The following is a 25,881-nucleotide window of genomic DNA, read 5'->3' as shown; positions in this document are numbered from 1 at the left end:
GTAGGGCCGTCAGGCGGATGGCCGTACCGCGCTGCACGTCGGTCCGGTACGGGTTAGTTTGAGCATGATTTTCTTGTTTCTCCGCTTTTATGGTTTTGGCTCCGATGTGCTGTGAGGGGTGGGCGATGTCCGGCGGCGCGCACGCCACACTGGCCGGGACCCGGCGCGGCGGTCCGTGGACCGTGTCCGGCGACACCCGGCGCGCCCGCACCGACGGCCTCCTCGCGGCCGTGGCGGCTGCCTTCACCCTGGCTCAACTCCTCCTCGTCCGGCCGGGTATGGGCCTCGGCTGGGACGAGACGGTGTACGTCAGCCAGGTCAGCGGCCACGCCCCGGCGGCCTTCTTCAGCGCACCCCGGGCGCGCGGCGTCTCCCTGCTCGTCGCGCCCGTCGCGGCGTGGTCGTCGTCCACCCCGCTGCTGCGGATCTACCTGGCCGTCCTGTCCGGCCTGGCCCTGTTCCTGGCGCTGCGCGCCTGGCGGGGCTTGTTCCCGGCCCGCGTCCTGGCCCCGGCGGGCGCCCTGTTCGCCTCGCTGTGGGTGACGCTCTTCTACGGTCCGCAGGTCATGCCCAACTACTGGGTCGCCGTCGGCGCGCTCGCCGCCGTCGCCTGCTTTCTGCGCGCCCGCGCCGACCGCTCGGACCGGGCCGCCTTGTGGGGCCTGGTCGCGAGCGGGGCGCTGATGGCCTGGATGCGGCCGACCGACGCGGTCTGGGCGGTCCTGCCGCTGTTCGTCCTCGCCCTGCTCCGCCACCACTGGCGCCTCCTCGGCGCGCTCCTCGCCGGACTGACGGCCGGGGCCGCGGAGTGGGTGATCGAGGCCTACGTCGGCTACGGGGGCCTCGTCCGGCGGCTGTCCGACGGCTCAGCGATCCAGGGTGGCCTGGGCTGGCACCTCGCCGTGGTCGACCAGCTGCGCAGCCTCGGCGGACGCGGTCTGTGCCGGCCCTGCACGGGCCCGCTGCCCCACCCGGCGCTCACCGTCTGGTGGTTCGTGCTGCCGCTGCTCGCGGTGGCCGGCCTGGCCGTCGCCGTCCGGGACCGGCGCACGGCGGTCACCGGGGTGACGCTGGCCTGCGGGGCGACGGCCGCCTTCCCGTACCTGTTCCTGATCGGCTACGCCGCGCCCCGGTTCCTGCTGCCCGCCTACGCCCTGCTGGCGCTCCCGGTGGCCGACGCGCTCGTCCACCTCGCGACCGCGCCCCGCCGCCCGTGGCGGCCGATGGCCGTGACACTGGTGGCGCTCGGTCTCGCCGCGCATCTCGCCGTCCAGGCCGCCGTCCTGGCGCATACCGTCCAGCGCACCACCGCCTCCCACCGCGCCTGGTCCCGCACCGCCGCCGAACTCCACCGCCTCGGCGTCCGTCCGCCCTGTCTGCTGACCGGACACGAGGCGATCCCGATCGCGTTCTACGCCGGCTGCTCCTCCGCCGCGATCGCCGGGCACAACGCCAACAGCAGGGCGGAGATCATCGCCCGGACCGCGCGCGCCACACCGGTCGCCACCCTGGTCACCACCGGATCCCGGCCACCCGCGTACGCCCGGAACTGGCCGTCCGTGCCCTTCGGCGGGCTGCGCCTGCACTACGCCGTACCGGCGGAACGCCCATGACGTCCCCGCCGGACCTCGCCGCGGGCGCCGGCCGCCTACGGGCCTACGGGCCCACCGCCGTCTGCCTCGCCGTCCTGGTCTGCGCGGCCTACCTGGCCCGGCGGCACTGGCCGACTCTGGAGACGGGCGCCCTGCGGCTCGCCGTCGCCGACCAGGGCTGGCTGCTGGTCGGCGCGACGGCGGCGGCCGGCACCTGGGCGGCCTCCTCGCTCGCCCAGCAGGGCGCGGTCGCCCGACGGCTGCCCGGCGGGCGCCTGGTGGCCGCGCAGTTCGCCGCGTCCGCCGCCAACCACATCCTGCCCGCGGGGCTCGGGGCCGGCGCGGTCAACCTGCGGTTCCTGATGCGCTGCGGGCTGCCCGCGGGCCGCTCGGCGAGCGCGCTCGCGGTCAAGGCCACCGCGGGCGTCCTGGTCCGCGGCGCGCTGATCACGGCGCTCGCCCCCGCCTGTTCCGGCCTGCCGCACGCCCCGGGCATCCCGCCGACCGCCCTGGCCGCCGTCCTCGCCGCCCTCGTACTGTCGGCCGTCCTGCTCGCCGGCCCGCTGCGGCCCCGCTGCCGGGCCGTCCTGACGACCGTCCTGGCCGACATCCGCGCCGTGCACGCCAGCCCACCCCGCGCGGTGGCCCTGTGGGGCGGCTCGCTGGCCTTCGCCGCGCTGCACTCCCTGGTGCTGATCGCCATCACCCGGGCCGTGGAACTCCCCCTGGCCCCGGCCCGCGTGGCCCTGCTCTACCTCGCCGCCAGCAGCGCCGCCGCCCTGCTGCCCACCCCGGGCGGCCTGGGCTCCCTCGACGCGGCCCTCGGCCTCGCCCTGACCGCCTCCGGGGCCCCGGCCGCCGCCGCGGCCTCCGTCGTCCTCGGCTACCGGCTGCTCACCGTGTGGCTGCCGCTGGTGCCGGGCCTGCTGGTGCTCGGGGTGCTGGTCCGGCGCAAGGCGCTGTGAGCGGGACGGCGTTTCCGGCGCTCCCGCGGCGCGGGACGTACGGGGGCTCAAATGGCGCGTCGACGGCTTCCAGAACGCCCCGCGCCCCACCGGCGCCCAGCGCAACCTGCTCGGGTTCAAGGACGGCATCGCCAACCCGGACGTCACTTCGGCCCGGGAGACCGGCCGGCTGATCTGGGTGGGCGACGGACAGGGCGAGCCGGCCTGGACGAAGGGCGGCAACCAGGTGATCCGGATCGTCCGGATGCTGGTGGAGTTCTGGGACCGGGTCTCGCTGACCGAGCAGGAGAAGATGTTCGGCCGCCGCAAGGACACCGGCGCTCCCCTGGACGGCGCCAAGGAGACCGACGCCCCCCAGTACGCCAAGGACCCGCACGGCACGGCCATCCCCCTCGACGCGCACATCCGCCTCGCCAACCCGCGCACCGCCGCCACCGACGCCTCCCGCATCCTGCGCCGCGGCTACAACTACGACCGGGGCGTGGACAGCGTCGGCAACCTCGACATGGGACTGGTCTTCTGCTGCTACCAGCAGGACGTCCGGCGGCAGTTCGAGGCCACCCAGACCCGGCTGATCGACGAACCCCTCGTCGACTACATCTCCCCGACGGGCGGCGGCTACTTCTTCGCGCTGCCGGGTGTCCGGGACGCCGGGGACTGGCTGGGCCGGGGTCTGCTGGCCGCCTGACTTTCCGTTGCCATGGCCAAGGCCTGTCCCCGGCTTTACCGCACACGGCTTGCCGCTGAGGGGCGTTGACACAAGGCTGTGCGGTGTCGCTCCCGATGACGGCCGTCCCTGGTTCCGTTCAGTTCCTCCCCGCGCGGAATCGGGGCCGGCGGGACGGCCGCCTCGGCGTGCGGGCCGTGCGCCCCCCCCGCAGCCGTAGAAGCTCCCTCGTTTGAGCATTCAAGATCGACCAGCCGGTGATCTCCCGCGGCGGTCGCCGAGCCGCAACTCCCGTGCTGGTCAGGACGGTTGCCACCGATGTGATTAGGGACCGGGCTGCGGGAAACGCGGAGCGGGAACGGGACACCACAGGCGTCGAGCGACGAGAGGGAGGCGGCCATGAGCGCGCAGGAGCCGGAGCAGACCCCGATGGCGGATGACGCGTACCAGCCCACCGGGACCAACGAGGAACAGGAGGACGCCGCGCCCCTGGACCTCCAGGACGCGGTGGACGAACGGACCTACGACGACACCCTCGACGAGGGCTACTCGCCCCCGGAGAAGCCGCTGGGCGTCACCCGCTACGGCACGACCGCGGCCGAGCAGCACGAGGGCGAGAGCCTCGACCAGCGACTCGCCCAGGAGCGGCCCGACGTCTCCCCGCCCACCGGCGACTCCCTCGGCGACCTCCCCGGCGGCGAGGGCGAACCCGTCGACCCCGAGGCAGGCACCGAGCGCGCCGGCCGCCTCGTCGCCCCCGACGAGGGCGCCCACCCCGACACCACCAAGGAAACCGTCGCCAACGACGTGGGCATCGACGGCGGCGCCGCCGGCGCGGAGGAGGCGGCGATGCATGTCATCGACGAGGACACGGCCCTCCCGGACGAGCCCCCGAACCGGCCCACCTGACCGGCCGACCCGGCCCGGTTCCTGAAGTCACCGGGCCGGGGCAAGTCGGCCGGGGCAAGTCGACGGGGCGGTCCGGCACCTCCCCGGGGCAGTGGCCCGGTACATGACGACCACCGGTCCGGGAGCCCGTGCCCGGGCCGGTGGTCAGTGGGTCGTGGGGGTTACGGCAGTAGTTTCTCCATGGCCGCCGGCCCCTCCGCCGCCAGCTTGCGCTGGGCCCACTCGAGGTTTGCCGGGGTGAGGTCCCGGCCCGCCGCCAGTACCAGGTCCTCCGGCGAGACCTGGCCGCCGGCGCCGGTGTGGAGCAGCGAGTCCGGGGTGCGCAGGTCGTCGGACGACCGGGACGTTTCGGGTTCAGACGTCGACATGATGCCTCCTCCTCGGGTCCGGATGGCCCGTGCCGCGAGACCGGGACCCACTCTCACGATTCACCGCCCGGCCGCGCCCTGCATCCGGAAGGGCGGGGCGCCCCGATGACGAGGTACCTGGAGGCGGCGGAAGGAAACCCCGGCCCCTAAGCTGAAGACAGCCCGCACACCCCCACCGGGGAGGCCGCCGATGGCCGAGACGCACCCGTACCAGGACGTACCCGGGAGCCGGCCCTTCCTGCCGATCGCCGAGCACGGGCTGATCGGCGACCTGCGCAGCGTCGCCCTGGTCGGCAGCGACGGCACGATCGACTGGTACTGCTGCCGGTCCTTCGACTCCCCCAGCGTCTTCGCGGCGATCCTGGACGCCGAGCGCGGCGGATGCTTCGAGCTCGCGGCGACCGTACCGGCCCGGACCAAGCAGTTCTACTTCCCCGACACCAACGTACTGATCACCCGGTTCTTCACCGAGGACGGCGTCGGCGAGGTCCAGGACTTCATGCCGGTGACGGGAGAGTCCGCCGAGCCCGCCGAGGCCGGCCGGCACCGCCTGATCCGCCGCGTCCTGTGCGTCCGCGGCACCGTCCCCTTCCGGGCCCGTGTCGCCCCGCGCTTCGACTACGGCGCCGCCCCGCACAGCGTGAGCATGCTCGGTGACACCGCCGTCTTCGAGTCCCGGGACATCTCCCTGGCGCTGACCGCGACCGTGACGCTGGAGAGCGACGGCGTGGACGCGCTGGCCGACTTCAAGCTCGCGGAGGGCGAGACCGCGGTGTTCGCCCTCGACCAGGTCGGCGACGAGGTGGCCCCGCGCGGCTGCGCCCGCACCGAGGCCGAGCGCGAGTTCGCCGCCACGGTCGCCTACTGGCGGCGCTGGCTGTCGCAGTCCCGCTACCGCGGCCGCTGGCGCGAGATGGTCCACCGCTCCGCCCTCACCCTGAAGCTGCTCACCTACGCCCCGACCGGCGCCATCGTCGCCGCGCCCACCACCAGCCTCCCCGAACAGCTCGGCGGCGAACGCAACTGGGACTACCGCTACGTGTGGATCCGCGACGCGGCCTTCGCCGTGTACGCCCTGCTGCGGCTGGGCTTCTCCGGCGAGGCCGCGGCGTTCATGCGGTTCCTGACCACCCACATCAGCCCCGGCGACGGCGGGGGCTCCGGCCCCCTGCAGATCATGTACGGCATCGACGGCCGCACCGACCTGTCCGAACGCGAACTGAGCCACCTCTCGGGCCACCGTGGCTCCGCCCCGGTCCGGGTCGGCAACGCCGCCGCCGACCAGCTCCAGCTCGACATCTACGGCGCCCTCATCGACTCCATCTACCTCTACGACAAGTGGGCCCAGCCCATCTCCAGCGACCAGTGGGACGATGTCTGCCAGCTGGTCGACTGGGTCTGCGACCACTGGGACCAGCCCGACGAGGGCGTGTGGGAGACCCGCGGCGGCCGCAAGAACTTCCTCTACTCCCGGCTGATGTGCTGGGTGGCCATCGAGCGGGCCATCCGCCTCGCCAACCGGCGCGGCCTGCCCGCCGACCACCGCCGCTGGCGGCAGTGCCGGGACACCATCTATCGGCGGATCATGGACCGCGGCTGGTCACCGCGGCGCCGCGCCTTCGTCCAGTACGAGGACAGCGACGTCCTGGACGCCTCCGTGCTGATGATGCCGCTGGCGAAGTTCATCGCCCCCACCGACCCCAAGTGGCTGTCCACCCTGGACGCCCTCACCGAGGAACTGGTCTCCGACTCCCTCGTCTACCGCTACGACCCGCAGGCCAGCCCCGACGGACTGCGCGGCGACGAGGGCACGTTCTCCATCTGCTCCTTCTGGTACGTGGAGGCGCTGGTGCGCGCCGGACGGCTGGAGGAGGCGCGGCTGGCGTTCGAGAAGATGCTCACCTACGCCAACCATCTCGGCCTGTACGCCGAGGAGATCGGCCGCACCGGCGAGCAACAGGGCAACTTCCCGCAGGCGTTCACCCATCTGTCCCTGATCAGCGCCGCGTTCAACCTGGACCGCGCTCTCGGCTGACCCGCCGCGTACGTCCCGGCCCCGCACCGACTGTCACCGGTGTGTCACAGCCGCGCGCGGCGCCACAACTCATCCCGGACCTCCCGTGTCCAACCGGGCGTCGGCGAAAAAACATGACCGCCCGTCAACAAGCCCTGGGGGAACGGGACATGACCCACACCGCACGTACCATCCGCCGCACCTCGGCCTCCGCCGCAGCCACGGCCACCGCCTTCCTGCTGCTGGCCGGCGCCGGCATCCTGGCCGCACCGTCCGCGTTCGCGGGCGTCCCCGGCGGCACCACCGCCGCCGACCGCAACAGCGACTTCAACGGCGACGGCTACGCGGACATCGTCATCGGCGTCCCGGAGGGCACCGTCGACGGCAAGGAGGGCGCCGGATACGTCACCGTGCAGTACGGCGCCCCGAACGGCATCGGCACCAACACCACGGTCCCCAAGGGCCGTACGGCGGTCATCAGCCAGTCCACCAAGGGCGTGCCCGGCACCTCGGAGGCCTGGGACGACTTCGGGCAGGCGGTCGCCACCGGCGACCTGGACGGCGACGGCTACGACGACGCGGTGATCGGCGCGCCCGGCGAGGACGAGGGCAGCGTCGCGGACGCGGGCCGGGTGACCGTCCTGTACGGCTCCAAGGCGGGCCTGGGCGCCGAGCAGACCGCCTCCGTCACCGCCGCCAGGCCCGCGGCCGGGGCCCGGTTCGGGCTCGGGGTGGCCGCCGCGCGGTTCACCGGGGACACCGACGCCGACCAGCTCGTCGTCCTCGACCAGAAGGTGGGCCTGCACGTCTTCACGTACCACGCTGGCGTCCTGCGGCAGGTCGGCGCCCCGCACTCCACCGGCCACAAGCTGCAGCCCGGCTATGTGACCACCGGCGACTACGACCGCGACGGTTTCGCCGACCTGGTCGTCTCCGGCTACAGCCCGGACGACGACTACACCCGGGGCTGGTCGGCGTACTACGCGGGCGGCACCGACGGCCTGGCCTACCGGCGGGACCTGCACGGCGGTCTGGGCACCGCCTCCGGCGACATCGACCGGGACGGCTACGACGACCTCGTCGTCGGCCAGCTCAGCGCCGCCGACGAGTCCACCGGGGACGCGGACGCGCCCGGCGGCCTGGTCGGCGTCTACTACGGCGGCGAGGACGGCCCGGCCGGCACCCAGGGGCCCGGGACCTCCGCGCAGTGGTGGTCGCAGAACTCCCCGGGCGTCCCCGGCACCGCCGAGGAGGGCGACGCCTGGGGCGAGGACCTGTCCGTGGCCGACGTGAACGGCGACGGCTACGCGGACGTGGCCGTCGGCGCGCCCGGCGAGGACGTGGGCACGGTCGCCGACGCGGGCGCGGTGTGGCTGCTGCGCGGTACCCGCGGGGGCCTGACCGGGACCGGCGCGCGGTCCTTCGACCAGAACAGCTCCGGCGTCCCCGGCACCGCCGAGGCGGACGACGTCTGGGGCGGCCAGGTGCGGCTGGCGGACACCGACGGCGACGGCCGCGCCGAGCTGCTCGCGGCGGCGCCCGGCGAGAACGCCGGGAACGGCGCGGTGTGGCTGCTGCCCGCGAGCGGCGGCGGGCTCTCGGCGAGCGGCTCGTGGTCGTACGGTGCCGCCGCCCTGGGCGGGAACGGCCACGCGGCCCGTTTCGGCGCCGTGATCGACGAATAGTCCCAGATCGGGGCGGTATGTCCGCGGGTCGCATGGGTACTCGGTGGTCTCCGAAAGCACAGCGACGCTGGGTCATGACATGGAGGAGACCCTTATGACCAGCAGCACCGAGACCGGCGACCTCACCGGCACACGGGACAAGGACTTCGACCTGATCTGGTACGTCGAGGCGTGCCTGAGCAACGCCCTCCGCCTGGAGACCTACATCCAGGACGCGGAACGCCAAAAGGACCGGGAGGTCGTCGACCTGTTCCGCAAGGCGCAGGCCGACAGCCGCAAGGGCGCGGAGTTGGGCAAGCAGCTGCTGCGCTCGCGGCTGGACGGCAGCTGACGCCACCCCGGCGCCTCATACGAAGCGGGAACTGGCCACCGGTCCGGAAGAGGGAAGGCGGACCCGGTCCCCGCGCAGCCAGGTGCCGCGCACCGACGTGACGAAGGCGGCGAAGGCCTCGTCATCGTCCACCGGACCCGAGCCGTCGTCCTCGTCGGCGGCCGGGTCCGCGTCTGTGATCCCGGCGGCGATCTCCGCCTCGGGCCGGTCGTCGGCCGGCCCCTGCTCCACGTTCCCGTCGTCCCCCAGACGCATCTGCTCGCTCCACGGCGCCAGCACCGTCTGATGCAGCAGGGCCACGCTGTCGGCCGTGATGGCGGGGGCGTCGGTCCAGGAACTCGCGTGCTCGTGGAGCACCTGCCCCGGGGCGCGCTCGAAGAGCTCCCCGATGATCTCGGGCCCGCCGTCCTCCCGGGCGAGCTCGTTCAGGTCGTACGCCACGACCACGGTGTCCTCCCGCCCGGCCGCGAACGGCTTGGCCGGCAGACCCAGCACCTCGGCGGCGGCCAGGCCGAGGATCCGCGAACCCCGGCCGGGCAGCAGGGACACCGACCGCGGCCGCACCTCGGCGGCCTCCAGCAGTGTCCGCAGCCGCAGCAGGCCCCGCAGACACTGGCCGGGGGTGTCCTGCAGCAGGGCGTAGCGGCCCGCCATGCCCTCGTCGAAGCCGTACGGGGAAAGCGTGCCCAGCACGGTCCCGCCCATCACGTACTGCCAGCCGCGCAGGTCGGTCAGGTCCAGCGAGCCGGCCCCCTCCGCCGCGGCGGCCCGCTCCAGCATGCGGTCCTGCCGCTCCCGGGCCGACTGCCACATGGAGTCCTCCGGGTCCGGCAGCAGCGCGCGCTGACGCCGGGCCAGGGCCAGGTCGCCCGAGAGGAGCGCGTTGAACACCAGGAGGTAGCGGTCCGGCCAGTCGGCGAAGTCCGCCTCGTGCCGGGCCAGTTCCGCGGCCGCCTCGCGGTGGCGGCCCTCGCGCTCGTACGCCGACACCAGCTCCCGTACGACGGCGAGCGCGCCCGGGTTGGTGCGCAGTACCTCGCGCAGGGCGGGGATCGCCAGGTAGGACAGGTCGCGTTCGACGCACGCGTACCCGAAGTCGAAGAGGGCCTGGGCGTGGCCGGGACGGGCCGCCAGCGCGGTCGACGCCTCTTCCAGGTCGCCGAAGCCCACCGTCTTCGCCACCCGCCCGACCACCAGGGCCACATCACCCGGCGGCAGGTCCGCCGCACCGGCCCGGAGCACCCGCAGGGCACCGGGCACGTCTGCGGAGTCCAGGCACTCCCAGGCCTTGCGGAGCTCGGGGGACTTCGGACGGCGGCTCTTGCGCGAGAACATGCCGGAGATCATCACCGATCGTCCGACGCGTCATCAAACGCATTTTCGCCCGCCCCCTCCCGGGGCAGCGCCTGCTCCGCCCAGATGATCTTGCCATGGGGGGTGTACCGGGTGCCCCAGCGCTCCGCGAGCTGGGCGACCAGGAACAGACCCCGTCCGCCCTCGTCGGTGGTGGCCGCGTACCTCAGGTGCGGTGAGGTCGTGCTGGTGTCGGACACCTCGCAGATCAGGGCCCGGTCGCGCAGCAGTCGCACGCCGATGGGCCCTCGGCCGTACCGGATGGCGTTGGTGACCAGCTCGCTCAGGATCAGCTCCGTGGTGAACGCCAGGTCGTCCAGGCCCCACTGAGCCAACTGCCGGGTCACCGAGGCCCGAACCTCGGAGACGGCCGCGGGTTCGGAGGGTACGTGCCACTCGGCGACCCGGTCGGGGCGCAGGACACGGGTGCGGGCGACGATCAGGGCGACGTCGTCGCTGGGCTGGGCCGGCAGCCGGTCGAGCACGGCCCGGCAGGTGTCCTCGGGCGAGTCCCCGGCCCGCTTCAGCGCGGTGCGCAGCAGCTCCAGGCCCTCGTCGATGTCCCGGTCCCGGTCCTCGACCAGTCCGTCCGTGTACAGGACGAGGCGGGTGCCCTCCGCCAGCTCCAGCTCGGCCGTCTCGAAGGGCAGTCCGCCCAGGCCCAGCGGGGGACCGGCGGGTACGTCCGGGAACTCGACGTCGCCGTCCGGGCCGACCACGGCGGGCGGGGGGTGGCCGGCCCGGGCGACGGTGCAGCGCCGGGTGACCGGGTCGTAGACCGCGTACAGACAGGTCGCGCCGGTGACCACCGCGGTACCGTCGGCCGGTGTCTCGTCCTGGTCGATGCGGGCCACCAGTTCGTCCAGCAGCACGAGGAGTTCGTCGGGCGGCAGATCGAGCGCGGAGAAGTTGTGCACCGCCGTGCGCAGCCGCCCCATGGTGGCCGCCGCGTGCAGCCCGTGGCCCACCACGTCCCCGACCACCAGCGCCACCCGGGCCCCGGACAGCGGCAGCACGTCGAACCAGTCCCCGCCGACCCCGGCCTGCGCGGGCAGATAGCGGTAGGCGATCTCCAGGGCGCTCTGCGCGGGCAGGGAGCGGGGCAGCAGACTGCGCTGCAGGGCGACCGCCATGCTGTGCTCGCGGGTGTAGCGGCGCGCGTTGTCGATGGACACCGCCGCGCGGGCGACGAGCTCCTCGGCGAGGGCCAGCTCCTCGGCGTCGAACGGCTCGGGCTTCTCGGACCGCCAGAAGTTGGCCACGCCCAGCATCAGGCTGCCCGCGCGCAGCGGCACCGTGACCAGCGAGTGGATGCCGTACTCCACGACCTGCTCGGTGCGTTCCAGGTCCTGCGCCAGCCAGCCCGGGGCGTCGCGCAGCCGGGGCTCCACGACCGACTGGCCGGTGGCCAGGCTGCGGGCCTGCGGCGAGGTCGCGACGAACCGGATGCGCCGGCCCACCGGATACAGCGGGGCGTCCTCGCGGATGCCGTCGCGCGCGGCCCGGCGCAGGGCGGTCCCCGGCTTCGGGTCGCCGCCCTCGATCACGGCGTCGAACAGGTCCACGGTGGCGAAGTCCGCGAACCTCGGCACGGCCAGCTCCGCCAGTTCCTGGGCGGTGCGGGTCACGTCCAGGCTGGTGCCGATGCCGACCCCGGCGTCGTACAGCATGTTCAGGCGTTCGCGGGCCACCTCCGCCCGGCCGGACACCGCGCGCAGCTCGGTGGAGTCGCGCAGCGTGGTCACGCTGCCCGGCGGGCCGCCCCTGAGGTCCGTCGGCCGCTGGTTGATCGCCAGCAGCCGGTCCTTGACCAGGTGCACCTCGTCGGTGGCGACCCGGCCCGAGGCCAGCAGCCCGGCGGTCTCGGTGTCGAGGCCCAGTTCGAGCACATGGCGGCGTTCGGCGTCCTCGGGCAGGTCGAGCAGGCGGTGCGCCTCGTCGTTGGCGAGCAGCAGCCGGCCCTCGCCGCTGACGATGAGCACACCTTCCCGGACCGCGTGCAGCACCGCGTCGTGGTGCTCGTACATGCGGGTCATCTCGTACGGGCCCAGGCCGCGCGTCTGCCGCAGCAGCCGTCGGCTCACCAGGGCCGTGCCCGCGGTGGCCAGGGCGAGCGCCGCCGCGGCGGCGGCCAGCAGGAGCGGCAGCTGCTGGTCTGCGGCGCCGCCGACGTGCGCGGTGGTGATACCGGACGACACCAGGCCCACCACGGAGCCGTCCGGCGCCTTCACCGGGACCACGACCTGCACCAGCGGGCCGATGGTGCCGTCGATGTGCTCGGTCACGGTCCGGCCGGCCAGCGCGGGCGCGATGTCGCCGACGAACTTCTTGCCGATGCGGTCCGGTCTGGGGTGGGTGTAGCGGACCCCGTCGGTGTTCATCACGACGATGAAGTCGACCCCGCTCGCCTTGCGGGCGGCCTCGGCCTTCGGCTGGAGGAGGGCGGTCGGGTGCCTGCTGCGCAGCGCCGCCACCGTGCCCGGCGCGTTGGCGAACGTCTCGGCGACGGCGAGGGAGCGGTTCTGGGCCTCCAGGTCGCTGTCGTGCCGGACCTGCAGCACCTGCGCCACCACGGCCGACACCACCAGCAGCAGCACGATGACCACTTGCAGCACGAAGACCTGTCCGGCGACGCTGCGTCCGCTCAGCGCCGACCACAGCCTCCCGGCCCGTGCGCGGAGCGGCCCGGTTCCGTCCTGCCGCGGTGCGAGCGGTCCCTGCGGATCCCCGGACCGACGGACCGGCCGCGTCACGGTCCGGCCCAACTGTCGGACCATGAGCCCATGTCTACACTGCCCGGCCTCCGGTGGCGAGGGGCGTCACACGAGGTGACTGACCGTGATCCGGTGGGCGGGGGACGCCGGACGAGGGCCGCTGCCCGCCGATGGAGCGCCGGGGTCACCGCGGGCGCCCGGGTGTCGTGCGGCGGGTGGCCAGCAGGAGGGCCACGTCGTCGGGGCGGTCGGTGGCGTGCCGGGCGGTGGCGGTGAGGCGGTCGGCGACGCCGGACAGGGACCGGCCGCCCCGGCGTCCGGCGGCGGCCCCGGCCCGGCCGAGGGCCACGCGCAGCGCGCCTATCCCGTCGTCGATGTCGCTGCCGGGCCGCTCGACGAGCCCGTCCGTGTACAGGGCCAGGATCGCGTCGGGTTCCAGGGCCAGCTCCGCCACCGGGTACTGGGCGCGCGGGTCCACGCCCAGGACGACCCCGCCGGGCAGGTCCAGGACGTGGGTCCGGCCGTCCGGGGAGCGCAGCAGGGGCGGCGGATGCCCGGCCCGGGCGACCCGGGCCACCCCGGTGGCGGGGTCGAGGCGCAGGTAGCAGCAGCTGGCGAACTGTCCGGGGTCGAGATCGATGAGCAGGCGGTTGGTGCCGCTCATGACCTCGTCGGGCGGATGGTCCCCGAGCGCGAAGGCCCGCACCGCGCTGCGCAGCTGCCCCATGGTCGCCGCCGCCTGCACACCGTGCCCCTGGACGTCCCCGATGACCAGCGCCAGACCGTCACCGGCCTCGACCACGTCGTACCAGTCCCCGCCGACGTCCATGCCCTGCGTGCCGGGCAGATAGCGCCCGGCGGTCTCCACCTGCGGATGCGCCGACAGCCGGCGCGGCAGCAGCGCCTGCTGCAGGCCCCGGGCGAGCGCCGCCTCGGTGTCGTAGCGCTGCGCCTTCTCCATGGCGTGCGCGATCAGCCCGGCGAGCGCGGTGAGGACCGTACGTTCCTCCGTACTGAACCGGCGGGGGCGCTCGAAGCCCAGGATGCAGGAGCCGACCGGCCGCCCCGAGGCGATCAGCGGCAGGAAGGCGCGGGCGCCCTCCGTGGCGTCCAGCGGGATACCCGGGTAGGAGGCGTTCAGCTGCTGCATGGACTCGAAGAAGATCGGCCTGCCGCTGGTGAGCGTCTCGACCCCGGGCAGGCGGGCGTCGAGGCCGACCCCCTCGAACGGGGTCAGGAACCCTTGTGGGAAACCGGTCTCCCAGGCCAGGTACAGGTGCCGCTCCTGCAACAGGTAGATCGCCAGGCGCCGGCCGCCGAACGCGGGCAGCAGCTCCCGCATGACGACCTCCGACACCTGGCGGGCGGTGACCGCGTCGGTCAGCGCGATGGCGAGGGCGATGGGCCGGTACAGCGAGGCCAGCGGGGAAGCGTCGGGCTGGTCCCCCGGCGCGGTCCGGGCGGGTGGCAGGTCGACATGGGTGTCCATCGGCGCGTCCATCCGGCTCGCCGGGACGACGGTGCAGGTGAGCGTGTCCGGGCCGGAGTGCAGGGACAGCGCCAGCCAGTCGCCCTCGCCCTCGCCGTCGTCCGACGGCCGCCGGACCTGGAAGTGCACCGGCTCGGGGGAGAGCAGGGCACCCCGCAGATGGTCCTCGTACGGGGGACGGTTCAGCCACGGCAGGACGTCCGCGAAGGGATGCCCGAGCAGCCGGGCGTGCTCCTGGCCCAGCAGCCGGGCCGCGGCCGGGTTGGCGTACACGATCACACCCAGCCGGTCCAGGCAGAACACGCCCTGCGGGAGCGGGTCGGCCGCGGCGTTGGCGGTGGCGGCGGGGCCCGGATCGAGGACGAGACCCCGTACCAGGGACGGGCCGGCCGGGTGCGCCGGGGGCCACAGGTCCAGCAGCCTCGCGGTCCCGTCGGCCGCCCGGACGTACAGCGGCATGGGCGGCGGCTTCCCGGCGGCCGTGTCGTCGAGCGCCCCCATGATCTGGTGGGCGTCCGCCGGGGCCAGGGCCTCCGCGAGCGCCTCCCCCGTCCCGCTGAACTCCCCGGGCAGCACGCCCAGCAGATCGTGCAGCCGGCCGTCCGCGGTCACCGTGGAGCTCGCCGGGTCCCAGGTGAACCGCCCGATGGGCCAGGGGACGGGACGCGCCGCGGGCGGGCGCGCGCATAGCGGATCCCCGTCCCAGACGACCGCGCTCTCGTCACCGTCCACGAGGGCGCGCAGCTCGGCGCCGAGATCCTCGGCCAACGGGGCCAGCCGCTCGGCGTCGGGCAGCCGGTCCACCGCCTCCGTGACCGCCGGCCGCAGCACGGTCAGCACGCCGAGGGCCGACGTCCGGCCCGGCACGGGCACACAGACCGACCCGAACTGGAACGGCAGACCGGCCGCGAACTGCGGATACCGGCGCACCATCTCGGTGGCGTTGGGCAGCACCACCTGGATGCCGAGCCGGTAGGCGTCAGCGACCGGGAAGGGCCGGTCCACATGCAGCCGCCACCAGGGCCGGAACAACGGACCCGGCAGCCCGACCAGTACCGCGAGACGCAGCAGGCCGGGTGTACTGGAGCGCAGGTACACGCCGCCCACGCGTCCGCCGGCCCGGTCCAGCGCTCGGGTCGAGGCGTCGACGAGCAGCCGGGCCAGCCGTCCGCGGGCCCGGCCCGCGTGCTCCCCGCTCCCAGTCATCGGCCCTACCTCGTCCGTGCGCCGCCGGGTGGGTGACACAGCAAGAATGCGCCACGACGGCCCGGAAACGCACCTGGGCGGACGGAACGCGCCGCGCGGGCGGCGCGGCGGAGGGCGCCCGCGCCCCACCGCGGAGACCGCCGCCCGTCAGGCCGCGGGCTCCTCCCGTACCGCCCGGAGGACCAGCCGCCCGTCCTCCCGCCCGGCCACCATGGCGAACGCGCACGTGTCCACCTCGAGGCACAGCCCCATGTCCTCGGGGTGGACGCCCGCCCAGCCCCGCCGGACCCCGTCTGCGAGGCGGGCGGCGCCGTGGGAGTGCCGGGCGCGGGTGACGTACGGGGCCGGGTCGGCCGTGCCGGAGGTGACGCCGGCCGCGATGTACTGGGCGCACGCCAAGTCCTCCTCGGCCCCGCCGTCGTCGCCGGTGACGACGAAGGTGACCGCCTCGGGCCGCTCCCGCCGCAGGAGCCGCGTCGTCGCACCGGCCACGGCGAAACTCGCGCACAGCAGGAGCCGGGCGTCGGCGACCGCCAGGGCGCCCACGGTCCCGGCGGTGGTCTTCTGCACCACGGTACGGCCCGCCAGGTCGAGCGAACGGAGCCGGGCGGGCGAGTTGGCCAGGTCGAACCCGGGTGTCGGAGCGCCGTCCTGGAAGGCCAGCCAACCGGGATGACGGGCCTTCAACTCCAGGGCCTCCTCGGCCGTTTCGGTGAACACTATGCGTTCCGCGCCGAGCCGGAACGCCCCGGCGGCCACGGTGAACGCGCGCATCACGTCGATGACGACGGCGACGTCGGGCGTCGCGGACAGACCGGATACTCCGGTGAACGTCGGTCGCATCGCACCATGATGAGGCCGGGCGGGGCTCCGGGTGCGGCCCGCGCGTCAGGATCCGGCCTCGTCCGGCGGCAGCGTCCGGGCGGCGCGCATGCTGCGCAGGGCGAGGAGCAGGACGCCGATGTCGTCGAGGTACACCGGGTCCGGCAGCAGGTCGGTCGGCAGCACCAGGTAGAGGACGGCGCCCCAGAACACCCAGCGCGACCCGGTGGGCAGCCCGGCCCGGCGCAGGGTGCGCCGGGTGCGCACCAGACGTACGAGGAGGACGACGGCCACCGAGAGCAGGGCCGCCGCGAGGACCGCGGCGACCACGAGCCAGGTTGTGGGCTCCTCCATGGGGCCTCCTCCGCTCGGCCTCGGGCAGGTCGGTCCCTCTTCGGCTTCCCCGTCCCGGCCGCGCTATCGCCTTTCGGACGGGGTAGCGGAATCGCTCTCCGCCGCGGCTTCCGGTGCGGCGCCGGGGCCGGGCGCCGGGCGGAGCCCCTTGCCGGTGAACCTGAGACGCTCGAAGGTCCGGGTCAGCTGCTGCAACGGGGACGCCGTCGGAGCGGCGGGCCGCTCGGCGGGCGGGGCGGGGGCGTCGCGGTAGGCGGCCAGTGCCTCGTGGGCCCGCTCCGCGGCCTCCCGGTAGAGGTCGCGCGACTTCGTCATCGCGTCGAGCGCCCCGGCGTACATGGCGACGAGTTCGCGCTGCCGGGCCAGTTCCTCCTCCAGCGTCAGCAGGGTCCACTTCTCCCGCAGACCGGTCAGCGCCTCCTCGGCGCCCTCCGGGAGCGGCAGGGGCAGGGTGGTGAAGCGGCGCAGTACGTCGATGAGTTCGGCCGGTTCCGAGCCGTCCAGGAAGACGTTGCGCACGCAGTGGTCCTGCGCGGTGTATCCGGGCGGGGCCGGCTGCGGCGGGAGGACCACCGCTCCGCCGCGCGGCACCTCGACGCCGAGGTCCTTCAGGGCGTAGTTGACGGCGCGCAGCTGCTGCGGTGCGGCCCGGTGCTCCACGACCCGGTGCCGCAGCCCCGGCGGCAGGAGCCGCGTCAGCGGCAGCTTCCCGCGCTCGTCCGGGGTCATCGCCTCGTGCACGACGACGTCGACGCACCAGGACTCGCGCGCCGCGCTCCGCAGGACGCGCCGCATGTCCTTGTCGTCGGCGGGGAGCGGGTTGACCTGCCCGAGGCGCAGTTCCGGCACGGCGTGGTGGTGGTCCCAGGCGGTCTCCTCGTCGTCCGGCCAGAACATCGTGGCGGGCGACGCCCACTCCTCCTCCCACGGGCGTTCCGCCTCCGCGACGAGGTTCCACTCCCGTCCTTCCTCCCGCTCCCGCGGGGGCAGGAGCGTCAGGCGGGCGCGAACGGTCACCCCACCGGAGGCCCGCCAGCGTGCCTCGAAGACCCGCCCGTGCGTGTCCTCGGGGTCCGGCGGTTCGCCGAAGTCGTCGAGGATCTCGTCCACCTTGAGCCGGCGCAGGTTGCGGCGGAGGACGTCCTCGGCGGACGGGGTGCCGTGGTGGCGGCCGCGGGCCAGCCACACGGTGCGGGGGGTCGTGGCGCGGTCGGGGGCGGAGTTCGACATGAGCCAATCTGCGGAGGGGGACGGCGTGCGACCCCCAGTATTGCGGTCGGTGATCGCGGCACGCAGGGCGGGGGGCCGTCCGGCGTGGCGCACGGGGCGCACGCGGTGTGCCCGGGGTGTGCGGGCCGCGCTCCAGCACGGCGGTGTTCACCCATGCCCGTGATCTGTCCGGACCACGACAATGGTTGACGGACGGGGCCCGCTCTCCATCCGCTTAGGGGCGGGCCCCGTCCGCTCGTGCGTCCCGCGCCATGGATCCCGGGTGGCGGGGAAGGCGTTCGGCATGGACGCGACGACGACGGTGTCCCTGCGGCGCCCGGCCGTTCTCCTCGCGCTGGCCCTCGCCGCCACGGCCTGCGGCGGCGGGGACGGCGGCGACGCGCGACCGCTCGCGGCCCTGCCGGAGGGACCCGCGGCCTTGCGCCTGGTGATCACCACCGGCGACGGGCTGCGACTGCGCCCCGCCGACGGCGACCGCCTCGGCGTCGACCGGCGCGTCGGCCACCACTGGTCCCACCACGGCGGCACCTGGGTCCTGGACCTGTCCTGCCCGGCCCACGGCGACCGCGCGGGACGGTGCCCCCGGCAGCCCGAGGTCGCCGTCCCGGAAGGCGCGGCCGTCACCGTCTCCGCCCGCGACGCGGGCATCGACGCGGCGGGGGTGACCGGCGCGCTGGACCTGACGACCGTCAACGGCGATGTGACGGTCACCCGTTCGGGCCGTAAGGGGGCGGCCGTACGGCTCGCCACCCGCAACGGCTCGGTGCGCGCGGCGGCCCTCGGCGCGGCACGGCTGCGCGCCGGGACGGTCAACGGAGACATCGACCTCGACTGCGCCACCGCACCGGCCGAGGTCACCGCGACCACCACCAACGGCTCGGTCCGGGTCTCGGTGCCGCACGACGCCCCCGGCTACCGGGTCAGCGCGACCACCGCCAACGGCCGCCCGTCCGTCACGGTTCCCACGGCGCGCGCGGCCGACGGCCACCGCATGACGCTGACCACCGTCAACGGTGACGTCACCGTCCGCCCCGGGTGACCGGACTCAGTGCGGGAAGGCCCGCGGCGGGCGCTGGCGGGGCAGTTCCTCGCGGAACCGCTCGATGACCGAGCTGATCTGCCGCATCAGCGCCGTGCCCTCCAGCCGGTCGAGGTAGAGGTTGCGGCGGGCGAGACCGGGCGCGTCCACGCAGAAGTACAGCGCCATCAGAGGGTTGACGAACAACTCGCTGTCCCTGGTCCGTTCGGTGAACCGCACATCCCCGAAGCCGCCGCTCACGGCCGCCGCGACGGACCCGTTGACGATGCTGGGATGGCTCGCGGTGCGCCGCTGGGCGTGTGCCACCGCGTCGAGGTAGAGGGTCCCCTCGCGACTCTCGCGCGGCAGCGAGAACGCCCCCAGATACGCGCCCTCGCGCTCCAGGGCGGCCAGGTTCTCCAGGACCAGCGAGTGGTTCACGCCGTGGTACGCGTCCACCCCGAAGCCGAGGCAGGCCACCAGCCGGTGCGGGACCTCGTCCAGGCCGTTGACGGCGGCCAGGCTGGCCATGTCCTCCTCCGGGGTGCCCAGCCCGTGCTCGTCGCCGCGCATCAGGATGTCGGTCCCGCCGTCCACCAGCACCACGGCGTCCACCCCGCCCAGGTGGGCGAGCAGGCTCCGGTAGGCGGCCCGCAGCGGCTCGACACCGGTGCGCGCGAAGGCGTACACGGTCGCGGGCAGGCCCTGCTCCGCGAGCCACTCGGCGAGGGTGCGCTCGGGGAAGTAGTCGCCGCGCAGCGGGGTGTCCGGGCGTACGGCGGCGACGTCCTGCTCGACCCACACGTCCAGGTCCAGGCCGTACAGGTCGGCGAAGGACAGACTGGCCAGATGCACCTCCGCCCCGGCCGCCCGCAGCGCGAGCGCCAGGGGGAGACCGGCATAGACGTCGAAGCCGCCGCCCGCACCGGCGACGAGCACCCGCCGCGCGTCGCGCAGGCGGGTGAAGAAGGCGGGTTCACGGAGGGAGAGCACCGCAGGACGCTAACAGACCCCGTGCCCGGGCCTGTTGGGGTGCGCGGCGACGATGTTCCCCCCCCGCGAGCGCATTCGAGCTTGGGGGAGTGGCAACCGACGACAACGCCGCAGACGGGCGTGCCAAGCCCCGCGTCTGCGGCATGATCCGCCGGGCAGGCCCTAAGACCTACCGGGCGGGGAGAGGCTCCCCGCCGCTCACGCGCCGCTCTCCCGCAGCATGTCCTCGCGCTCGACGATCTTCACGCGCTCGCGGCCCTGCGGCTCGCCCAGTGCCTTCTCGGCGGCGTCCAGGCGGTACCAGCCCTCCCAGGTGGTGAAGCGGACGTTCCGCTCGGCGAGGAAGGCGTCCACGGCCTCCGGCGCGGGGGCGGCGGGGGTGTGCAGACGACCGGCGGCGAAGTCGTCCAGGAGGTTGGCCACCGTCTCGTTGGCGTCGCCCTTGGTGTGGCCGATCAGGCCCACGGGGCCGCGCCGGATCCAGCCGGTGACGTACGTGGACTGCAGGTGGGCGCCGCTCTCCTCGATGACCCGACCGCCCTCGTCCGGGACGGTGCCCGACTCCAGGTCCCACGGCAGCTTGGGCAGCTTCTCGGACAGGTAGCCGACGGCGCGGTAGACCGCGGAGACGTCCCAGTCCTTGAACTCACCGGTGCCCTTGACATTGCCGGTGCCGTCGAGGGCGGTGCGCTCGGTGCGCAGGCCGACGACCTTGCCGTCCTCGCCGAGGACCTCCGACGGGGACTCGAAGAAGTGCAGGAACAGCTTGTGCGGCCGGTCGCCGGCGTCCCGGATCGCCCAGTTCTCCAGCGTCTTGGCGACCATGTCGGCCTGCTTGTTGCCGCGCCGGGTCTCGATCGAGCCCTCGTCGTAGTCGATGTCCTCGGGGTCGACGATGACCTCGATGTTGGGGGAGTGGTCCAGCTCCCTGAGCTCCATCGGGCTGAACTTGGCCTGGGCCGGGCCGCGGCGGCCGAAGACGTGGATCTCCAGGGCCTTGTTGGCCTTCAGGCCCTCGTAGACGTTCGCCGGGATCTCGGTCGGCAGCAGCTCGTCCGCCGTCTTGGCCAGGATCCGGGCCACGTCGAGCGCGACGTTGCCGACGCCGAGGACGGCGACCTTCTCGGCCTCGAGCGGCCAGGTGCGCGGCACGTCCGGGTGGCCGTCGTACCAGGACACGAAATCGGCGGCGCCGTAGGAGCCGTCGAGGTCGATGCCGGGTATCGGCAGCGCCCGGTCGGCCGTCGCCCCGGTGGAGAAGATCACGGCGTCGTAGAAGGCGCGCAGGTCGTCGAGGCTGATGTCGGTCGGGTAGTCGACGTTCCCGAAGAGCCGGATCTGCGGCTTGTCGAGCACCTGGTGCAGGGCCGTGATGATGCCCTTGATGCGCGGGTGGTCGGGGGCGACGCCGTAGCGGATCAGGCCGAACGGGGCGGGCATCCGCTCGAAGAGGTCGATGGACACGCCGGGCTCGGCCGCCACCTCGGACTTGAGCAGGGCGTCGGCGGCGTAGATTCCGGCCGGGCCGGCTCCGACGATGGCTACCCGCAGCGGGCGCGGCATGATCAGGTTCCCTTCGAGCGATGACAGGCGACTCGATCGGGAAGCCTAAACTAAGGCAGTCCTAACTTAGTACGCGGGTCCGCTCTATGAGCTCATAAGCCGATCTTATGCCCACCCGTGTCATGGACACCGGTCATGGGCATGTCCGACCCTTGCCTCGGGGCGCGGCCCGGCCCGCCCCGGACGAGCCACCGACCGGGACCGAGGGGTGACAGGGTGGGGGAGCACGGGGCGACGACCGTCGGGGTGACCGGCGGCAGCGGATTCGTCGGCAGCCATCTGGTGCGGCGGCTGCTGAAGCGCGGCTACCGGGTGCACACCACCGTGCGCGGGATCGCGCGTCCCGAGAAGGTGCGGCCCCTGCGGGAGCTGCAGGAGGCGTTCCCCGGGCGACTGACCCTGTTCGAGGCGGACCTGCTGCGCGAGGGCTCCTTCGACGAGGCCCTGCGCGGCTGCGCGGTCGTCTTCCATGTGGCGTCGCCGTTCCTCATGCCGGAGAAGATCAAGGACGGCCGCCGGGACGTGGTGGAACCGGCCGTGCTCGGCACCCGCAACGTGCTGGCGGCGGTGGAGCGCGCGCCCAGCGTGCACACCCTGGTGTTCACCTCCACGGTGGGCGCGGTCTTCGGCGACTACGCCGACGTGCTCGCCATGGACGGCCAGGTGCTGTCGGAGAGGTACTTCAACACCACCAGCACGGTGGAGAACAACCCCTACCACTACGCGAAGACCGCGGCGGAGCGCACCGCCTGGGAGGCCGAGAAGGCGCAGGACCGCTGGCGGATGGTGTCCGTCAACCCCGGCCTGGTCCTGGGCCCCTCGTTCACTCCCGCGTCCGAGTCCGGCAGCCTGTTCCTGCTCGACGAGCTGTTCAAGGGCTACTTCTGCTACGGCGCACCGGACTTCAGCTTCACTACGGCGGACGTACGGGACGTGGCCGACGCGCACATCCTGGCGGCGGAGAACCCGGCGGCCAGGGGCCGCTACATCGTCGCGGCCGAGACGATGACGTCCTTCCACGAGATGTCCCGCATCATCCGCGCCCGCCATCCGCGCGACCTGCGACTGCCCCGCACCGCGCTCCCGCACTGGCCGGTGCGCGTCCTGGGTCCGGCCTTCGGCCTCACCCAGGACTACATCCGCAAACACCTCGGCATCCGATTCCGCGTGGACAACAGCCGGAGCGTGCGCGAACTGGGCCTCACCTACCGCCCGGTCGAGGAGACCCTGCTGGACCACTACGAGAGCCGGCGCGGCCGGCCTCACGCCGGCCGTACGACCCGGTGAATCGCCGACTCCCCGGCGCCGTACACCGACTCCTCGCGGATGTACGCGCCCGGGCCCGGTGCGTGGATCATCATGCCGTTGCCGACGTAGAGGCCGACGTGCCTGTCGTCGTCGAAGAAGAACACGAGATCTCCGGCCTGCGCGTCGCTCAGCGCGAGCGGCATGCCCGCGTCCGCCTGCTGCTGCGCGGACCGGGGCAGCGTCACGCCCGCGACGCGCCAGGCGGCCTGGATCAGACTGGAGCAGTCGTACGACTCCGGTCCGGTCGCACCCCAGACACAGGGCCGCCCGATCTGCGCCCGGGCGAAGGCGATCGCCTTCGCTGCCTTGCCGTCGTACGGGGACTGGGGGGCGGGGGCGATGACAGGGGCGGGAGCGGCCAATGATCCGGTGTCGGTCAGGGGGGCGGCGGGGAAGGTCCCGGTGTTCGTGAGCGGGTTGGGGGCGGCGAAGGATCCGGTCTCGGTCAAGGGGGCCGCGGCGGCGAAGGACCCGGTGTCCGTGAGCGGGTTGGGGACCGCGAAGGATCCGGAGCTCGTGAGCGGCTCGGGGACGGCGAAGGTCCCGGTACCGGTCAGGGGGGCCGCGGCGGGGAAGGAGCCCGTGTCGGTCAGGGGGGCCGCGGCGGCGAACGACCCGGTGTCCGTCAGGGGGTTGGGGACGGCGAAGGTCCCAGTGTTGGTCAGCGGGTTGGGGACCGCGAAGGTCCCGGTGTTGGCGACGGGGTTGGGGACTGCGAAGGATCCGGTGTCGGTGACCGGGTTGGGGACTGCGAAGGATCCGGTGTCGGTGACCGGGTCGGGGACTGCGAAGGTCCCGGTGTTGGCGACGGGGTTGGGGACCGCGAAGGTCCCGGTGTTCGTCAGCGGGTTGGGAACGGCGAACGTGCCGGTGTCGGTCAGGGGGGCCGTGGCGGTGGGGAAGGAGCCGGTGCCCGTCAGGGGGCCGGAGGTGAGGGCTCCCGCGGCGCGCCAGGCGGTCTCGGCCGGTCGCGGTGGTTCGAGGGCCAGGGGCTGCGAGGCCGGCTGGGCGGTGCGCCGGGACAGCAGCTCGCGGGCCTCGGCCAGCTTCCGCTGGTTGCGGCTCTTGGCGGTCGCCGGGCTGGAAGGCTCCCGCTCGGTGGCGGGGCCCGGGAGGGCCTTGGGCGGCTCCAGCTCGCGCCGTGCCTCCGACGCGGCGGGCAGCGCGGCGACGGGCCGGGCGGTGAGCTCCGCGACGGCCCGGCCGGCCGCCGGCCCGGCGGTCAGCTCCGGAAGCGGCTCACGGCCGAGCAGACCGGCCGCCGGCCGCTCCGCGGAGCGGCCCGGCGCCGGGCGTTTCGGCGCCCGGTCGGCCGGCAGCGCGGCGGGCACGGTCGGCCCCAGCTTGGCGCGCGCGCCGTCGAACCACTGCCGGGGGACACCGTCGAGGCCGGAACCGGAGCGCCCTCCCGTCCCGTTGAGCGCGGAGAAGGGGCGGGTGCGATTCCCCGAGGTCATCGCACGGGTCGCGTTGTAGTTCCCGGTGGCGTTCTCGGCCTGGTCGTAGAGGGTGTCGATTCGCTGCCGAACCTCGTCGCGGCTTTCGCGCGCCATGGGGGACGTACTCCTTCCGTGCTCCGCCTACCGGGTTAGCTGTCGGGTTCGGGCGGTCGATGGTGGAAGGCATGCCCTACGGCCCTTGCCCTGTCGGGCGGTTGGGCCGATTCACCCCAAGTTTCGGTGGGTCCCCGGCTCCGGCTGCCACGCTGGAAGGACCGGACTCGGCGGAGGCCACGCGGCCCGGCGGGGTTCGCCGGGGGGAGCCGTGCGGCCTGGGCGTAAACCTAACGAACATGTGTGGCTGGTGTGAAGGTTGAAGCGCGGAATGTCCGATACGTAATTGTGATATTCATCTTGATGGTCATGATCATCTGGTGAAGAGGGTGCACGAGGGGGTAAAGACGGCACGAACTCCCGCCTCACAGCCGCATGATGACCAGCGCGGTGTCGTCGGTCGCACCCTCCCGCGGCAGCAACTCCCGCAGGACGGCGTCGGCGAGATCCTCCGGGTCGGCGTCCCGGTGCCGTACGAGGACGTCGGCGAGGTGGGCCAGCCCGGCGTCGATGTCCTCGTGCCGCCGCTCGATCAGGCCGTCGGTGTACAGGACGAGGGTGGCCCCGTGGTCGAAGGCGGTGTGCGCCTCGGGCCGGGGCCGGGGGTCCGGCCGCGCGTCCAGCGGGGGATCGGTGGCGCGGTCGAGGAACTCCACGCTCCCGTCGGCATGGAGCAGCACGGGCGGCGGATGCCCCGCGCTGCTGTACGACAGGTTGCGCCGGTCGAAGTCGATGAAGGCCGCCACGGCCGTGGCCGACTCCGCCCCGTCGACCACATGGGCGTACTCCCCCAGGGCGTTCAGGGCCTGCGCGGGCCCCTCGGCGACCCGGCAGGCGGCGCTGAGCGCGCTGCGCAGCTGACCCATCACACAGGCGGCCCGCAGACCGTGCCCGACCACGTCGCCGACCGACAGGCCGATGCAGTCACCGCCGACCCGGTCGACCAGGTCGTACCAGTCGCCGCACACGTTCAGCGCGCTCACCGCGGGCTGGTACCGCACGGCGGCCCGGCGGCGCCCCACCTGCCGGCGGTCGGGGAGCATCGCCTCCTGGAGGGCGAGCGCCACCTCCCGGTCCCGGGCCTGGGCCCGGCGCAGCCGTTCGTTCAGCTCCTGCAGTTCCCGGGCCCGCCGGTACAGCTCGGCCTCGAGCACCCGGGTCCGGTCGCTGTCGCCGCGGTTGCGAGCCCGGATGAGTTCGGTGACCTCCTCGACCCGGTGCACCAGCAGCACCACCGTCCCGTCCGGGCCGAACACCGGCGCGTTGACGGGGCTCCAGTAGCGCTCCTCCCAGTGTCCGGGCCGGTCGGTGAGCTCGACGTCGTACCGCTGGAGGGCCATCGTGTCCCGCTCGCCGGTGGCCAGTACCCGGCGCAGGGAGGCCGCCAGGTTCCGCATACCGGTCGCGGCGGGCTCGTTGGGGTTGTCCGGGAACACGTCGAACAGGTAACGGCCCACGACCTCCGCGCGCCTGCGCCCGGCCATCCGGAGGAATTCCTCGTTGGCGTCCGCGTACACCAGGTCCGGCGTCAGCAGGGCGACCATACCCGGCAGCGCCTCGAACGCCGCCGCGTAGTCGATCTCCGTGTCCGCCATGCCTGCCGCCCAGTCCGACCGCCGGTATGGGCTCAGTTTCCCATGAAACCGGCACGTGAGCGGGGGGAGAGGCGGTGATGGTGGACGCGGGCAACGAATTCCATGACCTCCGGGGACCGGCGTGCACCGTCCCCCGAACCTGTGAATTCACG

General features: G+C 73.9%; 19 protein-coding genes, 1 pseudogene and 1 riboswitch. Of the genes and pseudogenes, 9 read left to right on the top strand and 11 right to left on the bottom strand.

The features are described from left to right. Nucleotides 1-125 precede the first annotated feature (125 nt). The 4 genes and pseudogenes from ACZ7L0_RS25685 (at nt 126) to ACZ7L0_RS25670 (ending at nt 4,133) form a co-directional block, all read left to right on the top strand. On the top strand, nt 126-1,613 hold the full coding sequence (locus ACZ7L0_RS25685) for a hypothetical protein (protein WP_471244900.1): 1,488 nt from the start codon (nt 126-128) through the stop codon (nt 1,611-1,613). Then, nucleotides 1,610-2,557, top strand: coding sequence for a lysylphosphatidylglycerol synthase domain-containing protein (locus ACZ7L0_RS25680; RefSeq protein ID WP_471244899.1), 948 nt, complete (start codon nt 1,610-1,612; stop codon nt 2,555-2,557). Before ACZ7L0_RS25685 ends, ACZ7L0_RS25680 begins: the two co-directional genes overlap by 4 nt. 28 nt (nt 2,558-2,585) lie before the next feature. Then, nucleotides 2,586-3,245, top strand: a pseudogene (locus tag ACZ7L0_RS25675) (Dyp-type peroxidase); the annotation flags it as partial. A 378-nt stretch (nt 3,246-3,623) separates the two neighbouring features. Continuing rightward, the gene (locus ACZ7L0_RS25670; protein ID WP_471244898.1) at nt 3,624-4,133 is read left to right on the top strand and encodes a DUF5709 domain-containing protein; all 510 of its coding nucleotides are present in this window, start codon (nt 3,624-3,626) and stop codon (nt 4,131-4,133) included. A 161-nt stretch (nt 4,134-4,294) separates the two neighbouring features. Here ACZ7L0_RS25670 and ACZ7L0_RS25665 read toward each other — a convergent pair whose 3' ends face one another. After that, complete coding sequence (locus ACZ7L0_RS25665) at nt 4,295-4,501, bottom strand: hypothetical protein (RefSeq protein WP_471244897.1); 207 nt, start codon at nt 4,499-4,501, stop codon at nt 4,295-4,297. Nucleotides 4,502-4,691: 190 nt separating this feature from the next. Between ACZ7L0_RS25665 and ACZ7L0_RS25660 the strand changes: the two genes are divergently transcribed. From ACZ7L0_RS25660 to ACZ7L0_RS25650, 3 genes are all read left to right on the top strand, one after another. After that, complete coding sequence (locus ACZ7L0_RS25660) at nt 4,692-6,536, top strand: glycoside hydrolase family 15 protein (protein ID WP_471244896.1); 1,845 nt, start codon at nt 4,692-4,694, stop codon at nt 6,534-6,536. Nucleotides 6,537-6,685: 149 nt separating this feature from the next. After that, nucleotides 6,686-8,200: an FG-GAP repeat protein gene (locus ACZ7L0_RS25655; protein ID WP_471244895.1), complete on the top strand. Its 1,515-nt coding sequence runs from the start codon at nt 6,686-6,688 to the stop codon at nt 8,198-8,200. Nucleotides 8,201-8,294: 94 nt separating this feature from the next. Beyond that, a complete protein-coding gene (locus tag ACZ7L0_RS25650) occupies nt 8,295-8,531 on the top strand; it encodes a hypothetical protein (protein WP_471244894.1) in 237 nt (78 codons plus the stop codon). 15 nt (nt 8,532-8,546) lie between these two features. On the opposite strand, the gene ACZ7L0_RS25645 is transcribed toward ACZ7L0_RS25650, so the two are convergent. The 6 genes from ACZ7L0_RS25645 to ACZ7L0_RS25620 all read right to left on the bottom strand — a co-directional run bounded on the left by ACZ7L0_RS25645 (nt 8,547) and on the right by ACZ7L0_RS25620 (nt 17,699). After that, nucleotides 8,547-9,866 carry a hypothetical protein gene (locus tag ACZ7L0_RS25645; protein WP_471244893.1) on the bottom strand — a complete coding sequence of 440 codons (1,320 nt, stop codon included), beginning with the start codon at nt 9,864-9,866 and terminating at the stop codon, nt 8,547-8,549. 11 nt (nt 9,867-9,877) lie between these two features. Continuing rightward, complete coding sequence (locus ACZ7L0_RS25640) at nt 9,878-12,661, bottom strand: SpoIIE family protein phosphatase (protein ID WP_471244892.1); 2,784 nt, start codon at nt 12,659-12,661, stop codon at nt 9,878-9,880. 121 nt (nt 12,662-12,782) lie between these two features. Then, nucleotides 12,783-15,293 carry a SpoIIE family protein phosphatase gene (locus ACZ7L0_RS25635; protein ID WP_471244891.1) on the bottom strand — a complete coding sequence of 837 codons (2,511 nt, stop codon included), beginning with the start codon at nt 15,291-15,293 and terminating at the stop codon, nt 12,783-12,785. A gap of 147 nt (nt 15,294-15,440) precedes the next feature. Then, nucleotides 15,441-16,136: a 2-phosphosulfolactate phosphatase gene (locus ACZ7L0_RS25630; protein ID WP_471244890.1), complete on the bottom strand. Its 696-nt coding sequence runs from the start codon at nt 16,134-16,136 to the stop codon at nt 15,441-15,443. Nucleotides 16,137-16,181: 45 nt separating this feature from the next. Next, on the bottom strand, nt 16,182-16,469 hold the full coding sequence (locus tag ACZ7L0_RS25625; RefSeq protein ID WP_471244889.1) for a YkvA family protein: 288 nt from the start codon (nt 16,467-16,469) through the stop codon (nt 16,182-16,184). A 63-nt stretch (nt 16,470-16,532) separates the two neighbouring features. Continuing rightward, nucleotides 16,533-17,699 (bottom strand): hypothetical protein, encoded by a 1,167-nt coding sequence (locus ACZ7L0_RS25620; RefSeq protein ID WP_471244888.1) that lies wholly within the window; start codon nt 17,697-17,699, stop codon nt 16,533-16,535. A 283-nt stretch (nt 17,700-17,982) separates the two neighbouring features. On the opposite strand from ACZ7L0_RS25620, the gene ACZ7L0_RS25615 reads away from it, so the two are divergent. Further along, complete coding sequence (locus tag ACZ7L0_RS25615) at nt 17,983-18,738, top strand: DUF4097 family beta strand repeat-containing protein (RefSeq protein WP_471244887.1); 756 nt, start codon at nt 17,983-17,985, stop codon at nt 18,736-18,738. A 6-nt stretch (nt 18,739-18,744) separates the two neighbouring features. Here ACZ7L0_RS25615 and ACZ7L0_RS25610 read toward each other — a convergent pair whose 3' ends face one another. Together ACZ7L0_RS25610 and ACZ7L0_RS25605 are read right to left on the bottom strand one after the other, a co-directional pair. Next, nucleotides 18,745-19,710: a DUF1152 domain-containing protein gene (locus ACZ7L0_RS25610; RefSeq protein WP_471244886.1), complete on the bottom strand. Its 966-nt coding sequence runs from the start codon at nt 19,708-19,710 to the stop codon at nt 18,745-18,747. A gap of 198 nt (nt 19,711-19,908) precedes the next feature. Further along, nucleotides 19,909-21,273: an FAD-dependent oxidoreductase gene (locus tag ACZ7L0_RS25605; protein WP_471244885.1), complete on the bottom strand. Its 1,365-nt coding sequence runs from the start codon at nt 21,271-21,273 to the stop codon at nt 19,909-19,911. Nucleotides 21,274-21,489: 216 nt separating this feature from the next. Here ACZ7L0_RS25605 and ACZ7L0_RS25600 point away from each other — a divergent pair, with 216 nt between their 5' ends. Continuing rightward, complete coding sequence (locus ACZ7L0_RS25600) at nt 21,490-22,560, top strand: NAD-dependent epimerase/dehydratase family protein (protein ID WP_471244884.1); 1,071 nt, start codon at nt 21,490-21,492, stop codon at nt 22,558-22,560. Here ACZ7L0_RS25600 and ACZ7L0_RS25595 read toward each other — a convergent pair. Further along, nucleotides 22,536-24,134, bottom strand: coding sequence for a C40 family peptidase (locus ACZ7L0_RS25595; protein WP_471244883.1), 1,599 nt, complete (start codon nt 24,132-24,134; stop codon nt 22,536-22,538). The genes ACZ7L0_RS25600 and ACZ7L0_RS25595 overlap by 25 nt on opposite strands. Before the next feature lie 8 nt (nt 24,135-24,142). Next, nucleotides 24,143-24,317: riboswitch (cyclic di-AMP (ydaO/yuaA leader) on the bottom strand. A 182-nt stretch (nt 24,318-24,499) separates the two neighbouring features. Further along, nucleotides 24,500-25,729 (bottom strand): PP2C family protein-serine/threonine phosphatase, encoded by a 1,230-nt coding sequence (locus ACZ7L0_RS25590; protein ID WP_471244882.1) that lies wholly within the window; start codon nt 25,727-25,729, stop codon nt 24,500-24,502. Nucleotides 25,730-25,881: the final 152 nt, after the last annotated feature.

This window comes from Streptomyces sp. NPDC039424 (genome assembly GCF_055639495.1).
Note: the sequence above shows the minus strand (reverse complement) of the source record. Positions and strands in the feature narration are given on the sequence as shown.